Origin of the sequence: Trabulsiella guamensis ATCC 49490 (genome assembly GCF_000734965.1) — a bacterium.
GTDB classification, from domain to species: Bacteria; Pseudomonadota; Gammaproteobacteria; order Enterobacterales; family Enterobacteriaceae; genus Trabulsiella; species Trabulsiella guamensis.
In genome coordinates this window covers 66281-87410 of the sequence record NZ_JMTB01000078.1, presented here as the reverse complement: position 1 = coordinate 87410, position 21130 = coordinate 66281, and the positions used below count along the sequence as shown (strand labels likewise).

At 56.6% G+C, this 21130-nt stretch carries 15 protein-coding genes; 12 read left to right on the top strand and 3 right to left on the bottom strand.

Features of this window, described 5'->3' with window-relative positions:
- Positions 1 to 36 precede the first annotated feature (36 nt).
- From GTGU_RS11705 to GTGU_RS11655, 11 genes are all read left to right on the top strand, one after another.
- A complete protein-coding gene (locus GTGU_RS11705; RefSeq protein WP_038157065.1) occupies positions 37 to 5016 on the top strand; it encodes an alpha-2-macroglobulin family protein in 4980 nt (1659 codons plus the stop codon).
- A gap of 1 nt (position 5017) precedes the next feature.
- Positions 5018 to 7342 carry a peptidoglycan glycosyltransferase PbpC gene (gene pbpC / locus GTGU_RS11700; protein WP_038157062.1) on the top strand — a complete coding sequence of 775 codons (2325 nt, stop codon included), beginning with the start codon at positions 5018 to 5020 and terminating at the stop codon, positions 7340 to 7342.
- Positions 7343 to 7503: 161 nt separating this feature from the next.
- Positions 7504 to 7935 carry a nucleoside-diphosphate kinase gene (ndk, locus tag GTGU_RS11695; RefSeq protein ID WP_038157060.1) on the top strand — a complete coding sequence of 144 codons (432 nt, stop codon included), beginning with the start codon at positions 7504 to 7506 and terminating at the stop codon, positions 7933 to 7935.
- A gap of 137 nt (positions 7936 to 8072) precedes the next feature.
- Positions 8073 to 9239, top strand: a complete 1167-nt coding sequence (gene rlmN, locus GTGU_RS11690) for a dual-specificity RNA methyltransferase RlmN (protein WP_038157055.1) — start codon at positions 8073 to 8075, stop codon at positions 9237 to 9239.
- Positions 9240 to 9467: 228 nt separating this feature from the next.
- Complete coding sequence (gene rodZ, locus GTGU_RS11685; protein WP_038157053.1) at positions 9468 to 10475, top strand: cytoskeleton protein RodZ; 1008 nt, start codon at positions 9468 to 9470, stop codon at positions 10473 to 10475.
- Positions 10476 to 10501: 26 nt separating this feature from the next.
- The gene (gene ispG, locus GTGU_RS11680) at positions 10502 to 11623 is read left to right on the top strand and encodes a flavodoxin-dependent (E)-4-hydroxy-3-methylbut-2-enyl-diphosphate synthase (RefSeq protein ID WP_038157051.1); all 1122 of its coding nucleotides are present in this window, start codon (positions 10502 to 10504) and stop codon (positions 11621 to 11623) included.
- Positions 11624 to 11719: 96 nt separating this feature from the next.
- Positions 11720 to 12994 (top strand): histidine--tRNA ligase, encoded by a 1275-nt coding sequence (gene hisS / locus GTGU_RS11675; RefSeq protein ID WP_038157048.1) that lies wholly within the window; start codon positions 11720 to 11722, stop codon positions 12992 to 12994.
- Between the two features lie 34 nt (positions 12995 to 13028).
- The gene (locus tag GTGU_RS11670) at positions 13029 to 13649 is read left to right on the top strand and encodes a YfgM family protein (protein ID WP_038157045.1); all 621 of its coding nucleotides are present in this window, start codon (positions 13029 to 13031) and stop codon (positions 13647 to 13649) included.
- Between the two features lie 10 nt (positions 13650 to 13659).
- Positions 13660 to 14838, top strand: a complete 1179-nt coding sequence (bamB, locus tag GTGU_RS11665; RefSeq protein WP_038157043.1) for an outer membrane protein assembly factor BamB — start codon at positions 13660 to 13662, stop codon at positions 14836 to 14838.
- 83 nt (positions 14839 to 14921) lie between these two features.
- Positions 14922 to 16400 carry a ribosome biogenesis GTPase Der gene (gene der / locus GTGU_RS11660; protein ID WP_038157041.1) on the top strand — a complete coding sequence of 493 codons (1479 nt, stop codon included), beginning with the start codon at positions 14922 to 14924 and terminating at the stop codon, positions 16398 to 16400.
- A gap of 64 nt (positions 16401 to 16464) precedes the next feature.
- Complete coding sequence (locus tag GTGU_RS11655) at positions 16465 to 16686, top strand: zinc ribbon domain-containing protein (RefSeq protein WP_038157039.1); 222 nt, start codon at positions 16465 to 16467, stop codon at positions 16684 to 16686.
- Here the strand turns inward: GTGU_RS11655 and GTGU_RS11650 are convergent.
- From GTGU_RS11650 to xseA, 3 genes are all read right to left on the bottom strand, one after another.
- Positions 16683 to 17033 (bottom strand): protealysin inhibitor emfourin, encoded by a 351-nt coding sequence (locus GTGU_RS11650; protein ID WP_038157037.1) that lies wholly within the window; start codon positions 17031 to 17033, stop codon positions 16683 to 16685. The two genes, GTGU_RS11655 and GTGU_RS11650, sit on opposite strands and share 4 nt — an antisense overlap.
- Positions 17034 to 18059 carry a M4 family metallopeptidase gene (locus GTGU_RS11645; RefSeq protein ID WP_038157035.1) on the bottom strand — a complete coding sequence of 342 codons (1026 nt, stop codon included), beginning with the start codon at positions 18057 to 18059 and terminating at the stop codon, positions 17034 to 17036.
- A gap of 64 nt (positions 18060 to 18123) precedes the next feature.
- The gene (gene xseA / locus GTGU_RS11640) at positions 18124 to 19497 is read right to left on the bottom strand and encodes an exodeoxyribonuclease VII large subunit (protein WP_038157032.1); all 1374 of its coding nucleotides are present in this window, start codon (positions 19495 to 19497) and stop codon (positions 18124 to 18126) included.
- Positions 19498 to 19657: 160 nt separating this feature from the next.
- Between xseA and guaB the strand changes: the two genes are divergently transcribed.
- Positions 19658 to 21124, top strand: coding sequence for an IMP dehydrogenase (gene guaB / locus GTGU_RS11635; RefSeq protein ID WP_038157029.1), 1467 nt, complete (start codon positions 19658 to 19660; stop codon positions 21122 to 21124).
- Positions 21125 to 21130: the final 6 nt, after the last annotated feature.

Sequence of the window (21130 nt, the reverse complement as noted above, 5' to 3'; positions counted from 1 at the left end):
AAAGATCAAACCGGCTCAATAACCCGAGGTTACAGGATGAAACCGTTACGTTTAGCAGCGCTCTCGCTGGCGCTGATCGCCGCATTCTCTCTTTCCGGGTGTGACAACGATGATACGCCGAAAGCGACACCATCGTCTTCGGACACGCCTGCCGCCACGCCAGCCCCGGCAGCGGAAAAACCCGCAGCGCAAACGCCCGCGAAACCCGACAGCGCGACGCTGGCGAAACTGACCGCGCAAAGTCAGGGGAAATCGCTCACCATGCTGGACGCCTCCGAAGTGCAGATGGATGGCGCCGCGACGCTGGTGCTGACCTTCTCGGTGCCGCTACAGCCGGAGCAGGATTTCTCCCGCAGTGTGCATCTGGTCGACAAAACCAGCGGTAAGGTGGATGGCGCATGGGAACTGTCGCCGAATCTGAAAGAACTGCGTCTGCGTCACCTTGAGCCGAAACGTAAGCTGTTATTGACCGTCGATCCCGGGCTGGTGGCGCTGAACAACGCCACGCTCGGCACCAGTATCGAAAAAACCATCAATACCCGGGATGTGCAACCGAGCGTGGGTTTTGCCAGCCGCGGCTCGCTACTGCCGGGGAAAGTAGTGGACGGGTTGCCGGTCATGGCGCTCAACGTCAATAACGTTGATGTGAATTTCTTCCGCATCAAACCGGAACTGCTTTCTTCGTTTATCAGCCAGTGGGAATACCGCAACGCACTGACCAACTGGGAGTCTGATGAGCTTCTGAAAATGGCGGACCTGGTTTATACCGGCCGTTTTGATCTCAACCCACAGCGCAATACGCGGGAAAAACTGCTCCTGCCGCTGCGTGACATCAAGCCGCTGCAACAGCCTGGCGTGTATGTCGCGGTGATGAATCAGGCAGGGCATTACAACTACAGTAATGCCGCGACGTTGTTTACGCTGAGCGATCTTGGCGTGTCGGCGCACCGTTATCATGACCGCCTTGATGTGTTTACTCAGAGCCTGGAAAATGGCGCAGCCCAGCCCGGTATTGATGTGCAACTCCTGAATTCTCGCGGTCAGACGATATCGCAGGCCACCAGCGATGCGCAGGGCCATGTTACGCTGAAGGTCGATCAGGACGTGGCGATACTGCTGGCCCGCAAAGACGGCCAGACCACGATGCTCGATCTTAAACTGCCGGCACTGGATCTCGCCGAGTTTTCCATTGCAGGCGCACCGGGCTACAGCAAGCAATTCTTCATGTTTGGCCCGCGCGATCTCTACCGCCCCGGTGAGACAGTCATCCTTAATGGGTTACTGCGTGACAGCGACGGCAAACCGCTGATGGAACAACCAGTTAAACTGGAGGTGGTGAAGCCGGACGGCCAGGTGATCCGCACAGTGATCAGCAAACCGGTTAATGGTCTTTATCAGTTTACGTATCCTCTCGACAGCGGCGCGGCCACCGGTATGTGGCAGATTCGCGCTAACACCGGCGATAACCAGGCCAGAGTATGGGATTTCCACGTCGAAGACTTTATGCCGGAGCGGATGGCGCTCAACCTGACGCCGCAGAAAACCCCACTGTCGCCTGCTGACGAGGTGAAATTTGAGGTCGCCGGTTACTATCTCTATGGTGCGCCGGCCAACGGTAACGCATTGCAGGGCAAACTGTTCCTGCGTCCGCTGCGTGAGGCGGTGCCTGCGCTGCCAGGGTTCCAGTTTGGTGACATCGCCGAGGAAAACCTCTCCCGTACGCTGGATGAAATTCAACTGAAGCTGGATGACACCGGGCATGGTGAAGTCAGCACTGAAAGCCAGTGGAAAGAGAGCCATTCGCCGTTGCAGGTGGTACTGCAGGCGAGCCTGCTGGAGTCTGGCGGGCGTCCGGTTACGCGACGCGCAGAACAGCCCATCTGGCCGGCAACGGCGCTGCCGGGGATCCGCCCTGCATTTGCGGCCAAAGCGGTCTATGACTATCGCACCGACACCACCGTGAATCAGCCCATTGTGGATGAAGACAGCAATGCCGCGTTCGACATTGTTTATGTTGATGCGCAGGGGAAAAAGCTGGCGGTTTCGGGTTTGCAGGTACGCCTGATTCGTGAGCGTCGTGATTACTACTGGAACTGGTCTGACAGTGATGGCTGGCAGTCGCAGTTTGATCAAAAAGATCTGGTGGAAGGTGAGCAGGCGCTGGATCTGCAAGCCGATGAAACCGGCAAAGTCTCGTTCCCGGTGGAATGGGGTTCTTACCGTCTGGAAGTGAAAGCGCCGGACGATACTGTCAGTAGCGTTCGTTTCTGGGCCGGATACAGCTGGCAGGATAACAGCGACGGGACTGGCGCCGCCCGCCCGGACCGCGTGACCATGAAGCTCGACAAACCCGCCTATAAACCCGGCGATACCATCAGGCTGAACATTGCGGCACCGGCTGCTGGTAAGGGCTACGCGATGGTGGAGTCGAGCGAAGGTCCGCTGTGGTGGAAGGAGATTGACGTCCCGCAGGGAGGCATGGATCTTTCCATTCCGGTCGATAAACGCTGGAATCGCCACGACATATACCTCAGCACGCTGGTGATCCGCCCGGGCGACAAGTCAAAATCGGCGACGCCAAAACGCGCGGTGGGGCTGCTGCACCTGCCATTGGGTGATGAAAACCGTCGCCTGAATATCGCGCTGGAAAGTCCGGCCAAAATGCGTCCGAATCAACCGCTGACGGTGAAAGTGAAAGCCACAACGAAAGATGGCGTCACGCCGAAGCAGGTCAACGTTCTGCTTTCCGCCGTGGATAGCGGTGTGCTGAATATTACCGACTACGTTACGCCTGATCCATGGAACGCCTTCTTTGGGCAGAAACGTTATGGCGCTGATATCTACGATATCTACGGTCAGGTCATCGAAGGACAAGGGCGTCTTGCCAGCCTGCGCTTTGGTGGGGACGGCGACGAATTAAAACGTGGTGGTAAACCGCCGGTGAACCACGTGAATATTGTCGCGCAACAGGCACAGCCGGTAATGCTTGACGACAACGGCGAAGGTACCGTGACACTACCGATCGGCGATTTCAACGGTGAACTGCGCGTCATGGCGCAGGCGTGGAATGACGATGATTTTGGCAGTACCGAAAGCAAAGTGGTGGTTGCCGCGCCGGTGATTGCTGAAGCCAGCATGCCGCGTTTCATCGCCAGTGGCGATACGACGCGGCTGGTGCTTGATATCACCAACCTTACCGATGCACCGCAAATGCTCAGCGTGCAGCTTACCGCCTCGGGGCTTATCGACATGGAAGGCGCGCAACCACAGCCTGTCAATCTGGCGCCAGGCGTGCGCACGACTCTGTTTGTGCCAGTACGGGCGAAAGAGGGCTTTGGTGATGGCGTACTGAGTGCGGTGATTACCGGGCTGAAGCTGCCAGGCGAAACGCTGGTGCCAGTCAACAAAACGTGGAAACTGGGCGTGCGTCCGGCATTCCCGGCGGAAACCGTCAGTTCGTGGGGCGCGCTGCAACCGGGTGAAAGCTGGACTGCACCGGCTAACCATCTCGGTGGCTTTTCACCTGCGACGCTTGAAGGCCAGTTATTGTTGAGCGGTAAACCGCCACTCAACATTGCGCGCTACATTCGTGAACTGAAGGCGTATCCCTACGGTTGTCTGGAGCAGACCACCAGCGGGCTGTTCCCGTCGCTGTACACCAATGCGGCACAACTGAAAAATCTCGGCATTGCCGGTGACAGTGACGAAAAACGCCGTGCGGCGGTAGATGTCGGCATCTCGCGTCTGCTGCAAATGCAACGTGACGACGGCGGGTTTGCATTGTGGGACAAAGAAGGCCCGGAGGAATACTGGCTGACCGCGTATGTAATGGATTTCCTGGTGCGCGCTGGCGAGCAGGGTTACAGCGTGCCTGCTGAGGCACTGACGCAGGGGAATAACCGCCTGCTGCGTTATCTGCAGGAGCCGGGTCTGATGACCATTCGCTACAGCGATGATATCCAGGCCAGCCGCTTTGCTGTTCAGGCCTATGCGGCACTGGTGCTGGCACGTCAGCAGAAGGCGCCGCTGGGCGCATTGCGTGAAATATGGGAACGTCACGATAGGGCGCGTGCAGGTCTTCCGCTGATGCAACTCGGTCTCGCGCTGAAAGCGATGGGGGACGGGCCGCGCAGCGAAGAGGCGATTGCACTGGCATTAACCACCTCGCGGCAGGGCAAGCAGCGCTGGATAGCCGATTACGGCAGCGCGCTGCGTGATAATGCGCTGATGCTGAATCTGCTGGAAGAAAACAAGGTACGGCCTGACGCACAAAATGCGTTACTCGTGACACTCTCTGAACAGGCCTTCGGTCAACGCTGGCTCTCAACGCAGGAGATGAACGCCCTGTTCATGGCAGCGAAAGGGCTGCAGGACTTCCCTGGCCACTGGCAGGCGAAAACGTCACTGGATGCGCAGCCGCTGACCGGTGAGAAAGCGCAGAACCGTAATCTGACCAGCGATCAACTGGCGGCACTGCAGGTGTCTAACATCGGAACACAGCCACTGTGGGTGCGCCTCGACAGTACCGGTTATCCGGAAAACGCGCCGCAACCCTACAGCAATGTCCTGCAGATTGAACGTCAGTTCCTGGGAACCGACGGGCAGCCGAAAGCCCTGACGTCGTTACGTAGTGGCGATCTGGTGCTGGTGCATCTGCAGGTGACGGCGAACCAGAATGTGCCGGATGCGCTGGTCGTGGATTTACTACCTGCCGGGCTGGAGCTGGAAAACCAGAATCTGGCGAACAGCAGCGCCAGCCTGCAGGATAACGGCACCGAGGTGCAGAATCTGCTTAATCAGATGCAGCAGGCGGACATCCAGCATATCGAGTTCCGTGATGACCGTTTTGTCGCGGCCGTTGCGGTGAATGAAGGGCAACCCGTCACACTGGTGTATCTGGCGCGCGCCGTTACGCCGGGGACATATCAGGTGCCGGTTCCGCAGGTGGAGTCGATGTATGTTCCACAGTGGCGGGCGAACGGTCAGGGCAGTGGACCGTTGATCGTCGCACCGTAATATGCGCTTTTTGCCCGTTAAAAAGACCCGCTGGCTTTGGCTGGCGGGATTTTTGTTGCTGGCATGGCTGCTGATCGTTGCCGCCGATCGCTTGTGGCCGCTGCCGCTCAACGAAGTGGCGCCCGCGCGTGTGGTGGTGGCGGAAGACGGTACGCCGTTGTGGCGTTTTGCTGATACCGACGGCATCTGGCGTTATCCGGTCACCCTCAACGATGTCTCTCCGCATTATCTTGAAGCGCTGATCCAGTATGAAGATCGCTGGTTCTGGGAGCATCCCGGCGTCAATCCTTTCTCGATCGCCCGCGCAGCCTGGCAGGATCTCTCCGCCCGGCGGGTGATCTCCGGCGGCAGTACGCTGACCATGCAGGTGGCGCGGTTGCTTGACCCGCATCCCCGCACTTTCGGAGGTAAGTTCCGCCAGCTGTGGCGCGCTTTGCAACTCGAATGGCATCTGTCGAAACAACAAATCCTCACTCTGTATCTCAACCGTGCGCCGTTCGGCGGCACATTACAGGGGATCGGCGCCGCCAGTTGGTCCTATCTGGGCAAACCGCCATCGCAGCTCAGCTATTCCGATGCGGCGCTGCTGGCGGTTCTGCCGCAGGCGCCCAGCCGCTTGCGTCCTGACCGCTGGCCGCAACGCGCACAGGCGGCGCGTAATAAAGTGCTCGACCGCATGCTGGCGCAGGGCGTGTGGTCAGCCACTGTGGTTAAAGAAGCGCGTGAGGAGCCGGTATGGCTCGCGCCCCGGCAGATGCCGCAACTGGCGCCGCTGTTTTCCCGCCGCGTGCTGGCGAAAAGCCAGGGCACAAAAATCGACACCACCCTGGATGCCAGCCTGCAACGCCAGTTGGAAGAGATCGCGCTGAATCAGGAAAGCCGTTTACCGCCACGTAGCTCTCTGGCAATTGTCGTCGTTGATCATACCAGTATGAAAGTCAGGGGCTGGGTGGGCTCTGTAGATATCACTGACAACAGCCGCTTTGGTCATATCGACATGGTATCGGCGGTGCGTTCGCCCGGGTCGGTGTTGAAACCTTTTATTTACGGGCTGGCGTTGGATGACGGGCTGATCCACCCGGCTTCATTATTGCAGGATGTGCCGCGCCGTTTCAGCGACTATCGCCCCGGTAATTTTGACAGTGGCTTTCATGGCCCGGTGAGCATGAGCGACGCGCTGGTGCGCTCCCTGAATTTGCCAGCCGTGCAGGTGCTGGAAGCCTACGGCCCGAAACAGTTTGCTGGTCGTCTGCGCAACGCAGGCCTGCCGCTGATCCTGCCTGCCGGGGCGGAGCCGAATCTGTCGCTGATTCTGGGCGGCGCGGGCGCACGTCTGGAGAATATTGTCGCCGCCTACAGCGCCTTTGCCCGGCACGGAAAAGCGGGACAGCTACGCCTGCTCGCCAGCGATCCGCTGCGTGAGCGCCCGCTATTGTCCCCCGGTTCCGCGTGGATCATTCGCCGCATTCTCGCCGGGGAAGAACAGCCACTGCCGGATGCCTCGCTACCAAAAACGGTTCCGCTGGCGTGGAAAACCGGTACCAGCTACGGCTACCGTGATGCATGGGCGATTGGTGTCAATGCGCGCTATGTGATTGGCATCTGGACCGGGCGCCCGGATGGGACGCCTGTTGTCGGACAGTTTGGTTTCGTCAGCGCGGTACCGCTGCTGAATCAGGTCAATAACCTGCTGCTTTCCCGTGCGTCAGTTATCAAAGGCGGATTACCGGAAGATCCGCGCCCGTCGACCGTCAGTGCGGCGACGGTATGCTGGCCTGGTGGACAAACGCTGCCGGATGGCGACAGTAACTGCCGGCGTCGGTTATCCACCTGGCTGGTGGATAACAGCCAGCCGCCGACACTGTTATTGCCTGGGCAGGAGGGGGTGCGCGGTATCCGTTTCCCGGTATGGGTCAATGCGAAAGGTGAGCGGGTGGCGGCAGATTGCCCGGACGCGAAAGAAAAAATGTTGCAGGTCTGGCCGTTGCCGTTAGAGCCATGGCTGCCTGCGGGTGAACGACGGGCGGCGCGATTGCCAGCGCCATCAGCGGATTGTCCACCGCTGCAGCAGCAGAACGCCGCACCGCTGGTACTGTCTGGTGTGCGTAATGGCACAGTCATTAAACGTCTGCCGGGCGCACATCGCGTGTCGCTGGTCCTGCAGACCAGCGGCGGCGAGGGGCGACGCTGGTGGTTTGTCAATGGTGAATCGCTGGAAGAAACAGGAGCCAGCACGACATTATCGCTTGAACAACCGGGCGATTATCAATTGCTGGTGATGGACGAGACGGGGCAAACTGTTACCGCCACTTTCACGCTGCAATAGACTATTTTTTGCCCTTGCGATGTGATCTGTTGCTGAAACTCGTCTTATTTTAAAAAAATGTTACCTTAATCCATAGGCAAGGGCATTTTTGCTCTTTATAATTCGCGCCAGATTTATACCGCGTCATGCGTAAAACAACAGAACATCACCAGAGGTTATCAATGGCTATTGAACGTACTTTTTCCATCATCAAACCAAACGCGGTAGCAAAAAACGTAATTGGTAATATCTTCTCTCGCTTTGAAGCCGCGGGCTTTAAAATCGTTGGCACCAAAATGCTGCACCTGACCGTTGAACAGGCTCGCGGTTTCTACGCCGAACACGACGGTAAGCCGTTCTTCGACGGTCTGGTTGAGTTCATGACCTCCGGCCCGATCGTGGTTTCCGTACTGGAAAGCGAAAACGCGGTACAGCGTCACCGTGACCTGATGGGCGCAACCAACCCGGCTAACGCGCTGGCAGGTACCCTACGCGCGGACTACGCAGACAGCTTCACTGAAAACGGCACTCACGGTTCTGATTCTGTTGAATCCGCTGCGCGCGAAATCGCCTTCTTCTTCGGCGAAGGCGAAGTGTGCCCGCGCACTCGCTAATGATTTTCATGAATGCCGCGTGCAGACGTGGCATTCATGCGCCATAATTTGTACAATACAGCGCCCCGAATTTTGCGGGGCGTTTCTTTTTAACCCTCCAGGGGCCATAACGTGTAATAACGAGGCCGGAATAGATTATGTCTGAACAAATTGTCACGCCTGATACTGCCGCTCTGACGGTGCCTTCCCAGGACGCCAAAATCAACCTGCTGGATTTAAACCGCCAGGAAATGCGCGAGTTTTTCAAAAACTTAGGTGAAAAACCTTTCCGTGCCGATCAGGTGATGAAATGGATTTACCATTATTGCTGCGATAATTTTGATGAGATGACTGACATCAACAAAGTGCTGCGCAGCAAATTAAAAGAGGTCGCGGAAATTCGCGCCCCGGAGGTCGTCGAAGAACAGCGTTCTTCTGATGGCACCATTAAATGGGCCATCGCGGTAGGCGATCAACGCGTTGAAACGGTTTATATTCCTGAAGATGATCGCGCCACCCTGTGCGTTTCTTCACAGGTTGGTTGTGCGCTGGAGTGTAAATTCTGCTCAACGGCACAGCAGGGCTTTAACCGTAACCTGCGCGTTTCCGAAATTATTGGTCAGGTATGGCGTGCAGCGAAAATCATCGGTGCCGCCAAAGTGACGGGGACACGTCCAATTACCAACGTGGTAATGATGGGGATGGGCGAACCGCTGCTTAATCTGACGAACGTTGTACCAGCAATGGAAATCATGCTCGACGATTTCGGCTTTGGCTTGTCCAAACGCCGCGTTACGCTCTCCACCTCTGGCGTGGTTCCGGCGCTGGACAAGCTTGGCGATATGATTGACGTTGCGCTGGCTATCTCCCTGCATGCACCGAACGATGAGATCCGTGACGAAATTGTCCCGATCAACAGAAAGTACAACATTGAGACGTTCCTGGCGGCCGTGCGTCGTTACCTGGAGAAATCCAACGCCAATCAGGGTCGCGTGACTATCGAATATGTGATGCTCGACCATGTGAATGACGGCACTGAGCATGCGCACCAGTTGGCGGAACTGCTGAAAGATACGCCGTGCAAAATCAACCTGATCCCGTGGAACCCGTTCCCTGGCGCACCGTATGGCCGCAGTTCCAACAGCCGTATCGACCGTTTCTCGAAAGTATTGATGGAGTATGGCTTTACCACCATCGTGCGTAAAACACGTGGCGATGACATTGATGCCGCCTGTGGCCAGCTGGCCGGAGACGTTATCGACCGTACCAAACGTACGCTGCGAAAACGTATGCAAGGTGAACCTATTGCGGTGAAAGCCGTCTGAGATCCTGAACCGCGTGTTTCAGGATGACGCGCGCGGTATTCTTTAAGGTGACGAATTAGGTAAATTGCATCAATAGCATTAATAATTACGGTGCGTTTCCGTCGGGATTGAGGCAGTATGTAGCGGTTCAACAACAGCTTAGGCTTGTTTAGTAATCGGGTAGATATTTCGCGGTGCGGGTTTACCGGCACCTGACTCTTAAATTTCACGTACCAGCAGTTGTAGCGAATGAATACTGAAGCCACTCACGACCAACATGAAGCACAAACCACGGGTGCACGTCTGCGCAACGCCCGTGAACAACTCGGACTCAGTCAACAAGCTGTCGCAGAACGCTTGTGTCTGAAGGTTTCCACGGTTCGCGATCTTGAAGACGATAAGGCTCCTGCCGATCTGGCTTCAACTTTCCTGCGTGGGTACATCCGTTCCTATGCCCGACTGGTGCATATCCCGGAAGAAGAACTGCTTCCGGTCAAAGAGACGCCAGTCCGAATGACGAAAGTCGCGCCGATGCAGGGCATGACGATAGGTAAGCGCCGTAAAAGACGCGACGGCTGGCTGATGAGCTTTACCTGGCTGGTGCTGTTCGTGGTAATCGGCCTGACAGGCGCCTGGTGGTGGCAGAACCACAAAGCTCAGCAGGAAGAGATCTCCAGTATGGCCGATCAATCTTCTGCCGAGCTGAATGCCAGCGACACCAGTTCGCAGCAGAGTATTCCACTGGATACTGGTGCTGCGCAAACGCCGGATGCTACCGCGCAAAATACGCCGGTGGAATCGCCAGCTCCGACGACTTCTGCTCCGGCCATGCCGGCGCCGACCACCACCGCTCCGGCGGATAACGCCCAGACGAATGCTGTGGTGCCGCCATCGCAGGCGAACGTCGATAGCACGGCCAACAATACCGCACCGGCTACCACTGATGCAGCGCCGCTGCCGACCGATCCGGCGGGGACTGCCGCGCCGGCCGCCAGCGCGGATGCCATCGTGATGAATTTCAATGCCGATTGCTGGCTGGAAGTCTCTGACGCGACGGGCAAAAAACTGTTCAGCGGCCTGCAACGCAAAGATGGCACGCTTAACTTAACCGGGCAGGCGCCTTATAAGCTTAAAATCGGCGCTCCGGCAGCGGTACAGATCCAGTATCAGGGAAAACCTGTCGATCTCAGCCGCTTTATCAGAACTAACCAGGTTGCGCGTTTGACCCTCAATGCCGAACAATCACCGGCACAGTAACAGACGGGCAATGCGGGAGATTTTTCATGCATAACCAGGCTCCAATTCAACGTAGGAAGTCTACACGCATTTACGTTGGTAACGTGCCGATCGGCGATGGAGCCCCCATCGCCGTGCAGTCAATGACCAACACGCGTACGACGGATGTCGAGGCGACGGTCAATCAAATCAAAGCGCTGGAGCGCGTTGGCGCGGACATCGTCCGCGTCTCAGTTCCGACCATGGATGCCGCAGAAGCCTTTAAACTCATCAAACAGCAGGTCAGCGTTCCGCTGGTGGCTGATATCCACTTCGATTACCGCATTGCGCTGAAAGTCGCCGAGTATGGCGTTGACTGCCTGCGCATCAATCCGGGCAACATTGGTAACGAAGAGCGCATCCGCCAGGTGGTGGACTGCGCGCGGGATAAGAACATCCCGATCCGTATCGGCGTTAACGCCGGTTCGCTGGAAAAAGACCTCCAGGAAAAATACGGTGAGCCAACGCCGCAGGCGCTGCTCGAATCCGCGATGCGCCACGTTGATCACCTCGATCGTCTCAATTTCGATCAATTCAAAGTCAGCGTGAAAGCTTCTGACGTGTTCCTCGCGGTGGAATCCTATCGTCTGCTGGCGAAGCAAATCGACCAACCCCTGCACCTGGGAATTACCGAAGCGGGCGGCGCACGCAGCGGCGCGGTGAAATCAGCCATCGGCCTCGGCCTGCTGCTCTCCGAAGGGATTGGCGATACCCTGCGCGTGTCGCTGGCGGCCGATCCTGTTGAAGAGATTAAAGTCGGTTTCGATATCCTGAAATCGCTGCGTATCCGTTCGCGCGGCATTAACTTCATCGCCTGCCCGACCTGCTCGCGTCAGGAGTTTGACGTGATTGGCACCGTCAACGCGCTGGAGCAGCGTCTGGAAGACATCATCACGCCGATGGACGTGTCCATTATCGGTTGCGTGGTGAACGGCCCTGGCGAAGCGCTGGTGTCTACACTCGGTGTTACCGGTGGTAACCGCAAAAGCGGTCTGTACGAAGATGGTGTGCGCAAAGATCGTCTGGACAATGACGACATGATTGCGCAGCTTGAAGCGCGGATCCGTGCTAAAGCCAGTATGCTCGACGAAGCCCAACGCATCGACGTCCAGCAGGTCGACGTAAAATAATAACGTGATGGGAAGCGGCGCGCTTCCCGTGTATGATTGAACCCGCGGGCGCAGCAGCGCTAAGGGTTCATTTTTGTATATAGAAAGAGAATAAACGTGGCAAAGAACATTCAAGCCATTCGCGGCATGAACGATTACCTGCCGGGCGAAACCGCCATCTGGCAGCGCATTGAAGGCACACTGAAAGAGGTGCTCGGCAGCTACGGTTACAGTGAAATCCGTTTGCCGATTGTAGAGCAGACCCCGTTATTCAAACGCGCGATTGGTGAAGTGACCGACGTCGTCGAAAAAGAGATGTATACCTTCGAAGATCGTAATGGCGACAGCCTGACGTTGCGTCCGGAAGGTACTGCGGGCTGTGTACGCGCCGGCATCGAACATGGTCTTCTGTACAATCAGGAACAACGTTTGTGGTACATCGGGCCGATGTTTCGCCACGAGCGTCCGCAGAAAGGGCGCTATCGCCAGTTCCATCAGATCGGTTGCGAAGTGTTTGGCCTGCAGGGCCCGGATATCGACGCCGAACTGATCATGCTGACCGCACGCTGGTGGCGCGCGCTGGGGATCTCCCGTGATGTCAGCCTCGAGCTGAATTCCATCGGCTCACTGGAAGCACGCGCGAATTACCGTGACGCGCTGGTGGCATATCTGGAACAGCACACCGAGAAGCTTGACGAAGACAGTAAACGCCGCATGTACAGCAACCCGTTGCGCGTGCTGGATTCGAAAAACCCGGACGTCCAGGCGCTGCTGAACGACGCGCCTGCGCTGGGCGATTACCTGGACGACGAATCTAAAGAACACTTTGCCGGGCTGTGTAAATTCCTCGACGATGCCGGTATTACCTATACCGTGAATCAGCGTCTGGTGCGCGGTCTGGATTACTACAACCGTACGGTTTTTGAGTGGGTCACCAATAGCCTGGGTTCGCAGGGCACGGTTTGCGCCGGTGGGCGTTATGATGGTCTGGTTGAGCAGTTAGGTGGTCGCGCCACCCCGGGCGTTGGCTTTGCGATGGGCCTTGAGCGATTAGTTTTACTGGTTCAGGCTGTTAACCCGGAATTTAAAGCTGATCCTGTTGTCGATATATACCTGATCGCCTCCGGAGAAAATACTCAGTCAGCCGCTATGCGTCTGGCAGAACAGATCCGCGATGCGAACAAAGGCGTTAAACTGATGACTAACCATGGCGGCGGCAACTTCAAGAAGCAGTTTGCCCGTGCAGACAAGTGGGGCGCTCGCGTCGCACTGGTGCTGGGTGAATCTGAGATTGCAGAACATACCGTTGTGGTGAAAGATTTACGCTCAGGTGAGCAAACGACTGTTGCGCAGGATAGCGTTGCGGAATATTTGCGGACACTACTGGGCTAATCTCCCGGGAAATATCATTCAGGAGAAGGACTGCGTGGAAATTTACAATAACGAAAACGACCAGGTTGATGCACTTAAACGGTTCTTTGCGGAGAACGGTAAGGCACTGGCGGTTGGAGTGATACTCGGGGTAGGCGCGCTGGTTGGCTGGCGCTACTGGACCTCCCATCAGATCGAAACGGCCAGAGGCGCATCGCTGGCCTATGAAAATGCGGTCTCTTCGCTGAATTCTGGTAAGCCGGAAGCTATCGCGTCAGCGGAAAAATTTGCGGCTGAAACGAAAAATACTTACGGCGCGTTTGCTTCTCTGGAGCTGGCGCAACAGTATGTCGATGCAAACCAGCTCGATAAAGCAGGAAAACAGTTACAGCAGGGTCTGGCTGCCGCCGCTGATGATAACCTTAAATCGGTTATTAACATGCGTCTTGCTCGTCTTCAGCTTCAGCTGAAACAGCCGGATGCCGCGCTGAAAACCCTTGATGGCATCAAAGGCGAAGGCTGGACGGCTATCGTCGCGGATCTGCGCGGTGAAATTCTGCTGAGCAAAGGCGATAAGCAAGGAGCGCGTACCGCGTGGGAAGCGGGCGTTAAGAGCGATGCTTCACCCGCGCTTAGCGAGATGATGCGCATGAAAATAAATAATTTGTCCATCTGAGAGGGACGCGATGCAATTGCGTAAATTACTTTTGCCAGGACTGCTTTCAGTGACTCTGCTGAGTGGTTGCTCGTTATTTAACAGCGAAGAAGACGTTGTCAAAATGTCTCCGCTGCCAACGGTTGAAAACCAGTTTACCCCGTCCACCGCGTGGGACACCTCGGTGGGTAGCGGGATTGGTGACTTCTACTCTAACCTCCATCCGGCTTATGCGGACAGCGTGGTTTATGCCGCTGATCGCAAAGGTACCGTGAAAGCGGTGAACATAGATGATGGGCGTGAAGTCTGGTCAGTGAATCTGGCAGAAAAAGATGGCTGGTTCTCGCATGCGCCGGCACTGCTTTCTGGCGGGCTGACCGTTTCCGGTGGCCATGTGTATGTGGGCAGTGAAAAAGCGAAAGTGTATGCCCTGAATACCAGCGATGGCACCGTAGCATGGGAAACGGTGGTCGCGGGTGAAGCGCTCTCTCGTCCGGTCGTCAGCGATGGCCTGGTACTGGTACACACCAGCAACGGTCAGTTGCAGGCACTGAACGAAAGCGACGGTGCCGTGAAATGGACCGTTAACCTTGATATGCCGTCTCTGTCCCTGCGTGGTGAATCCGCGCCTGCGACCGCCTACGGCGCCGCGATTGTTGGCGGTGATAACGGCCGCGTCAGCGCCGTGCTGATGCAACAGGGTCAGATCATCTGGCAACAACGTATTTCCCAGGCGACTGGGGCGACGGAAATCGATCGCCTGAGCGACGTCGACACCACCCCGATTGTGGTTGAAGGCGTGGTCTATACGCTGGCCTACAACGGCAACCTGACTGCGCTGGATCTGCGCAGCGGCCAGATCATGTGGAAACGTGAACTGGGCTCGGTAAATGACTTTATCGTCGATGGCGACCGTATTTATATGGTCGATCAGAACGACCGCCTGCTGACGCTGACCACTGACGGTGGCGTGACGCTGTGGACGCAGAGCGATCTGCTGCACCGTCTGCTGACCGCGCCGGTGCTGTATAACGGCAGCCTGGTTGTCGGCGACAGCGAAGGCTATATGCACTGGATCAACCCGCAGGATGGCCGCTTTGTGGCGCAGCAGAAGGTCGACAGCTCCGGCTTCCTGACCGATCCTGTTGTGGCAGACGGCAAACTGCTAATCCAGGCGAAAGACGGCACGCTGTACGCGATTACGCGTTAAGTCAGTCGTAGTGATATGTAATAAACGGCTCCTGTTCAGTCAGGGGCCGTTTTACTGTTTTTAGAATTGAAGAGGCATTTAACATGGTACCTGTGGTCGCGCTTGTCGGGCGCCCTAACGTAGGAAAATCCACGCTTTTCAACCGCCTGACGCGTACCCGTGACGCGCTGGTTGCGGATTTTCCGGGTCTGACTCGTGACCGTAAATACGGTCGTGCTGAAGTGGAAGGCCGTGAGTTTATCTGTATCGATACAGGCGGTATTGACGGCAACGAAGAGGGCGTGGAAACCCGCATGGCGGAACAGTCGCTGCTGGCGATTGAAGAAGCTGATGTGGTGCTGTTTATGGTCGATGCCCGCGCTGGCCTGATGCCAGCGGATGAAGCCATTGCTAAACATCTGCGCTCCCGTGAAAAACCGACCTTCCTCGTGGCGAACAAAACCGACGGTATCGACCCGGATCAGGCCGTGGCGGACTTCTGGTCGCTGGGGCTTGGTGAAATCCACCCGATTGCCGCGTCTCACGGTCGTGGCGTCGCCAGCCTGCTGGAGCATGTGCTGCTGCCGTGGATGGAAGATGTCGAGCCTGCGGAAGAAGTCGACGAAGACGCCGCTTACTGGGCGCAGTTCGAAGCAGAACAAAGCGGCGAAGAAGCAGAAGAGCCGGAAGACGATTTCAACCCACAGGATCTGCCAATTAAGCTGGCGATTGTGGGCCGTCCGAACGTCGGTAAGTCAACACTAACTAACCGCATTCTTGGTGAAGAACGCGTGGTGGTTTTCGACATGCCGGGCACCACACGCGACAGCATCTATATCCCGATGGAACGGGATGAGCGCGAATATGTGCTTATCGACACCGCCGGCGTGCGCAAGCGTGGCAAAATCACTGATGCGGTCGAGAAATTCTCGGTAATCAAAACACTCCAGGCAATTGAAGACGCCAACGTGGTGATGCTGGTGATTGACGCCCGTGAAGGCATTTCTGATCAGGATCTCTCGCTGCTGGGCTTTATCCTCAATAGTGGGCGCTCACTGGTGATTGTCGTTAACAAGTGGGATGGTCTGAGCCAGGAAGTGAAAGAGCAGGTCAAAGAGACGCTTGATTTCCGTCTGGGCTTTATTGATTTCGCCCGCGTTCACTTTATCTCCGCTCTGCATGGCAGCGGCGTGGGTAACCTGTTTGAGTCAGTGCGTGAAGCCTATGACAGCTCCACGCGTCGCGTCAGCACAGCCATGTTGACCCGCATTATGAACATGGCGGCAGACGATCATCAACCGCCGCTGGTACGCGGTCGTCGCGTGAAGCTGAAATACGCACACGCGGGCGGTTACAACCCGCCGATTGTGGTGATCCACGGTAACCAGGTCAAAGACCTGCCGGACTCTTACAAGCGCTATCTGATGAACTACTTCCGTAAATCGCTGGACGTGATGGGCACGCCTATCCGCATTCAGTTCAAGGAAGGGGATAACCCGTTTGCCAACAAGCGCAACACGCTGACGCCGAATCAGATGCGTAAGCGTAAGCGTCTGATTAAGCACATCAAGAAAAGTAAGTAACCATCCCCTGCCAGCCTTCTCAATCAGGAGAGGGCTGGTGACCAGGGAAAAGTGAGGAGTAACAATGGAACTCAACTGCCCGACCTGCCACAACCTGCTTGAGTTGAACAACGGCGTGGCGCACTGCGTTACCTGCGATAAAGACATCCCAGTCGAAGCGCGCTGCCCGGAGTGCCACAAGCCGCTGGACGTGCTGAAAGCCTGTGGCGCGGTCGATTACTTCTGCCAGAACGGTCACGGTCTCATTTCAAAAAAACGCGTTGAATTCGTGCCGCTGAGCGCTTAATCGCAGACGCAATCTTCCCCCTTTTGCCAGAGGTCCACCAGTGATGGCGGGGCCTCCTGTTCCGGCACCAGAATAATAATATCGGCGTATTGCGCCTGATTATGCTGCGTCCAGATTATCTGAATGCGGAAATAGCGCTGATCGCCGCGTCCCGGCGATTCGGGTTGCCCCGGCGCTATACCGCGTGGTGCTGATTGCTGAAGAATATCAATCACCCGCTGCCGCTGAGCAGGCGCCAGTGAGGCGAGGGTGATCCGGCGCTGACCGCTGAGCCTGGGAATAAACGCCACGCCACCTTCACGCGCCAGTTCAATGACCGCATCATCGGTCAGATCCGGTATCTGCATTTACATTACCCCCACGGTTTTCCACGCCTGTTCGATCGCGGCGGCTGTCTCTTTTCCGGAGCGCTTCTCGCCGTGGCTGATGGTCAGCTTCGCGAAATCGATGAAATCCGCATCCTGGGCGAGGGCGCGATCACAGACAGTGTCGTACCAGGCGTATCCCGCTTTTTCCCATGCATAACCGCCCAGTGCGGTAGCTGCCAGGTAAAAGGCCCGGTTAGGAATACCGGAATTAAGATGCACGCCGCCGTTATCTTCGCGGGTTTTAATAAAGTCTTTCATATGGGCAGGCTGCGGATCTTTGCCTAACAGCGGGTCATCATACGCTGTGCCCGGCGCCGACATCGAGCGCAGCCCTTTGCCGTTGATGCCTTTCGCCAGCAGCCCTTCACCGATGATCCAGTCAGCCTCATCGGCACGTTGTTTAAGATGGTATTGTTTCACCAGCGAACCAAACACGTCGGACAGCGATTCGTTCAGTGCGCCGGATTGTTCGAAATAAATGAGCCCGGCTTCGGTTTCCGTCACGCCATGACTGAGTTCATGCGCCACCACATCAATCGCGATGGTAAAGCGGTTAAAGATCTCGCCGTCACCATCGCCAAAGACCATCTGTTGTCCGTTCCAGAATGCGTTCTGATATTCACGCCCGTAATGGACCGTACCGGTCAGAATGAGTCCTTTGTTGTCGAGTGAATCGCGTTTGTAGTGTTGCCAGAAAAATTCATGGGTGATGCCGAGGTAATCGTATGCCTCATCAACGGCAACATCGCCATTAGACGGATGCCCTTCGCTGCGCACCGGTGTGCCGGGCAGATCCTGGGTGTTTTTAGCATCGTAAATATCGCGCTCAAGTTGACCCGCCTTGCTGACGTGTGGCGCGACAGGTTTTCCTGGCATATGCGCCATTAACGTCTGGACGTGCGTCAGGGTCTGACGAGCGCACTGCTGCTGCGGGGCGGAACCATGATCAATAATACGGCGCAGAATGTAGGGGGGAATAACACTGTAGAAGTGGGTTGCTTTCATGCTGCTCTCCTTTGTTCTGGCAAAGCCGAATAAAAAAAGAAACAGTGTTCAGTGTATGCGAGATTTACCCTTTCTTCCGCTGACGTGGTTTTGGCGCCGTCTCAACGGTGATGACTTCACTTTTCACCCAGCCATCAGACACGCGGGTAGTCAGTTGATCGCCCGCTTTGACTTGTTTCGTCTGTTTGACGGCTTTGCCATCCGGTGCGGTGGTCACGCTGTAACCGCGCGCCAGCGTGGAGAGTGGGCTGACCGCTTCGAGATGCGTGACCGCATTGCCAAAGCGTTCACGCGTGGTACTAAGGCGAGCGCGGATGTTTTCCGCCAGCCGGTATTCCAGTTGCTGGACACGTGCCTGCGCGCGGAAAATACGCGGCTGCGGATCCTGCTGAGTCAGCCGTTGGACCATGCGCTGTTGCCGCTGAGTGGCGCGTTTAAGCTGCGTTTCCAGGGCAAAACGCATGCGCTGACGCATGCGATCCAGTACCGTCTGCTGGCGTGCAAGGCGCAGCTGTGGATGTTGCTGTTGCAGGCGATGGTGCAGTTGTGTGAAACGGCGATGACGGTGTGCGAGGTAGTAGTCCATCGCCATTTCCAGCCGTTGCTGACCAGACTGGATCTGGCGCAGCAGTTCCTGCTGATTACGGCTGACGAGTTCCGCCGCCGCAGACGGTGTGGGTGCACGCAGGTCAGCGACAAAATCGGCGATGGTGACGTCGGTTTCATGGCCGACGGCGCTGACGACCGGGATCAGGCTGGCGAAAATGGCGCGCGCCACGCGTTCGTCGTTGAAGCTCCACAAATCTTCCAGCGAACCGCCCCCGCGCCCGACAATCAGCACGTCGCACTCCTGACGGCGATTCGCCAGTTCAATGGCGCGGACGATTTGCGCGGGCGCGTCGTCTCCCTGTACCGCAGTCGGGTAGATGATGACCGGCAGTGACGGGTCGCGGCGCTGGAGAACGTGTAAAATATCATGCAACGCCGCGCCGGTTCTGGAGGTGATCACCCCGACGCAGTGAGCGGGTGAGGGCAGTGCTTTTTTGAAATGTTGATCGAACAGCCCTTCGGCACTGAGCGCCGCTTTCAACTGTTCGTATTTCTGCTGAAGCAAACCTTCCCCGGCGGGCTGCATGCTTTCAACAATGATTTGGTAATCGCCGCGAGGCTCGTACAGCGTAATATTCGCGCGCACCAGCACCTGCTGGCCATGCTGAGGGCGAAACGTCACCCGGCGGTTGCTGTTGCGGAACATCGCACAGCGCACCTGGGCGTTGTCATCTTTTAGCGTGAAATACCAGTGACCGGAGGCGGGCTGAGTAAAATTGGAGATTTCGCCGCTGATCCACACTTGCCCCATCTCTTTTTCCAGCAGCATCCTCACCGATTGATTCAGGCGGCTGACGGTATAAATGGAGGGGGATTGAGAGGGTAACATGTGAGCGAGATCAAATTCTAAATCAGCAGGTTATTCAGTCGATAGTAACCCGCTGGCAGGGGAGCGCAAGCTTTATTTGCAAAAAAGTGTGGATGCAATCGGTTACGCTCTGTATAATGCCACGGCAATATTTAATATCACCCAGGTAGAGATATTGCCCATGCTACGTATCGCCAAAGAAGCACTGACGTTTGACGACGTCCTCCTCGTTCCCGCTCACTCCACTGTTTTGCCGAATACTGCCGACCTCAGCACGCAGCTGACGAAGACAATTCGTCTGAACATCCCTATGCTTTCCGCCGCGATGGATACCGTCACGGAAGCGCGCCTGGCTATTGCGCTGGCGCAGGAAGGCGGCATTGGCTTTATCCACAAAAACATGTCCATCGAACGCCAGGCGGAAGAAGTTCGCCGGGTGAAGAAACATGAATCTGGCATCGTCACCGATCCGCAAACGGTTCTGCCAACCACCACATTGCGTGAAGTGAAAGAGCTGACCGAGATTAACGGCTTTGCAGGCTACCCGGTTGTCACCGAAGACAACGAACTGGTCGGCATCATCACTGGCCGTGACGTGCGTTTCGTGACCGACCTGACGCAGCCTGTCAGTGTCTACATGACGCCGAAAGAGCGTCTGGTGACTGTGCGTGAAGGCGAGACCCGTGAAGTGGTACTGGCGAAAATGCACGAGCGCCGCATCGAAAAAGCGCTGGTGGTTGATGATAACTTCCATCTGCTCGGCATGATCACGGTAAAAGATTTCCAGAAAGCAGAACGTAAACCTAACGCCTGTAAAGACGAGCATGGTCGTCTGCGCGTTGGCGCGGCGGTCGGTGCTGGTGCCGGTAACGAAGAGCGTGTTGACGCGCTGGTGGCGGCAGGCGTTGACGTGCTGCTCATCGACTCTTCACACGGTCACTCTGAAGGTGTTCTGCAGCGCATCCGCGAAACCCGCGCGAAATATCCTGATTTGCAAATCATCGGCGGCAACGTTGCCACCGGTGCAGGCGCACGTGCGCTGGCGGAAGCTGGCGTGAGCGCTGTGAAAGTCGGTATCGGCCCGGGCTCCATCTGTACTACCCGTATCGTTACTGGTGTAGGTGTTCCGCAAATCACCGCCGTTTCCGACGCGGTGGAAGCGCTGGAAGGCACCGGCATTCCGGTTATCGCCGATGGCGGTATTCGCTTCTCCGGCGACATTGCCAAAGCGATTGCTGCTGGCGCTGCCGCAGTGATGGTCGGTTCCATGCTGGCGGGTACGGAAGAATCCCCGGGTGAGATCGAACTGTATCAGGGCCGTTCTTACAAATCCTACCGCGGGATGGGCTCACTCGGTGCGATGTCCAAAGGCTCTTCCGACCGTTACTTCCAGAGCGACAACGCAGCTGACAAACTGGTCCCGGAAGGTATCGAAGGACGCGTGGCTTATAAAGGTCGCCTGAAAGAGATTATTCACCAGCAGATGGGCGGCCTGCGCTCCTGTATGGGGCTGACCGGTTGTGGTACTATCGACGCGCTGCGTACCAAAGCGGAATTTGTACGCATCAGCGGAGCGGGTATCCAGGAAAGCCACGTTCACGACGTGACCATCACCAAGGAATCCCCGAATTACCGCCTCGGTTCTTAATGATTT

What these genes read in the sequence shown, in the direction of transcription:
- GTGU_RS11705 (WP_038157065.1), top strand. Translation starts at nt 37, where the DNA reads ATGAAACCGTTACGTTTAGCAGCGCTCTCGCTGGCGCTGATCGCCGCA.
- pbpC (WP_038157062.1), top strand. Translation starts at nt 5,018, where the DNA reads ATGCGCTTTTTGCCCGTTAAAAAGACCCGCTGGCTTTGGCTGGCGGGA.
- ndk (WP_038157060.1), top strand. Translation starts at nt 7,504, where the DNA reads ATGGCTATTGAACGTACTTTTTCCATCATCAAACCAAACGCGGTAGCA.
- rlmN (WP_038157055.1), top strand. Translation starts at nt 8,073, where the DNA reads ATGTCTGAACAAATTGTCACGCCTGATACTGCCGCTCTGACGGTGCCT.
- rodZ (WP_038157053.1), top strand. Translation starts at nt 9,468, where the DNA reads ATGAATACTGAAGCCACTCACGACCAACATGAAGCACAAACCACGGGT.
- ispG (WP_038157051.1), top strand. Translation starts at nt 10,502, where the DNA reads ATGCATAACCAGGCTCCAATTCAACGTAGGAAGTCTACACGCATTTAC.
- bamB (WP_038157043.1), top strand. Translation starts at nt 13,660, where the DNA reads ATGCAATTGCGTAAATTACTTTTGCCAGGACTGCTTTCAGTGACTCTG.
- der (WP_038157041.1), top strand. Translation starts at nt 14,922, where the DNA reads ATGGTACCTGTGGTCGCGCTTGTCGGGCGCCCTAACGTAGGAAAATCC.
- GTGU_RS11655 (WP_038157039.1), top strand. Translation starts at nt 16,465, where the DNA reads ATGGAACTCAACTGCCCGACCTGCCACAACCTGCTTGAGTTGAACAAC.
- GTGU_RS11650 (WP_038157037.1), bottom strand. Translation starts at nt 17,033, where the DNA reads ATGCAGATACCGGATCTGACCGATGATGCGGTCATTGAACTGGCGCGT.
- GTGU_RS11645 (WP_038157035.1), bottom strand. Translation starts at nt 18,059, where the DNA reads ATGAAAGCAACCCACTTCTACAGTGTTATTCCCCCCTACATTCTGCGC.
- xseA (WP_038157032.1), bottom strand. Translation starts at nt 19,497, where the DNA reads ATGTTACCCTCTCAATCCCCCTCCATTTATACCGTCAGCCGCCTGAAT.
- guaB (WP_038157029.1), top strand. Translation starts at nt 19,658, where the DNA reads ATGCTACGTATCGCCAAAGAAGCACTGACGTTTGACGACGTCCTCCTC.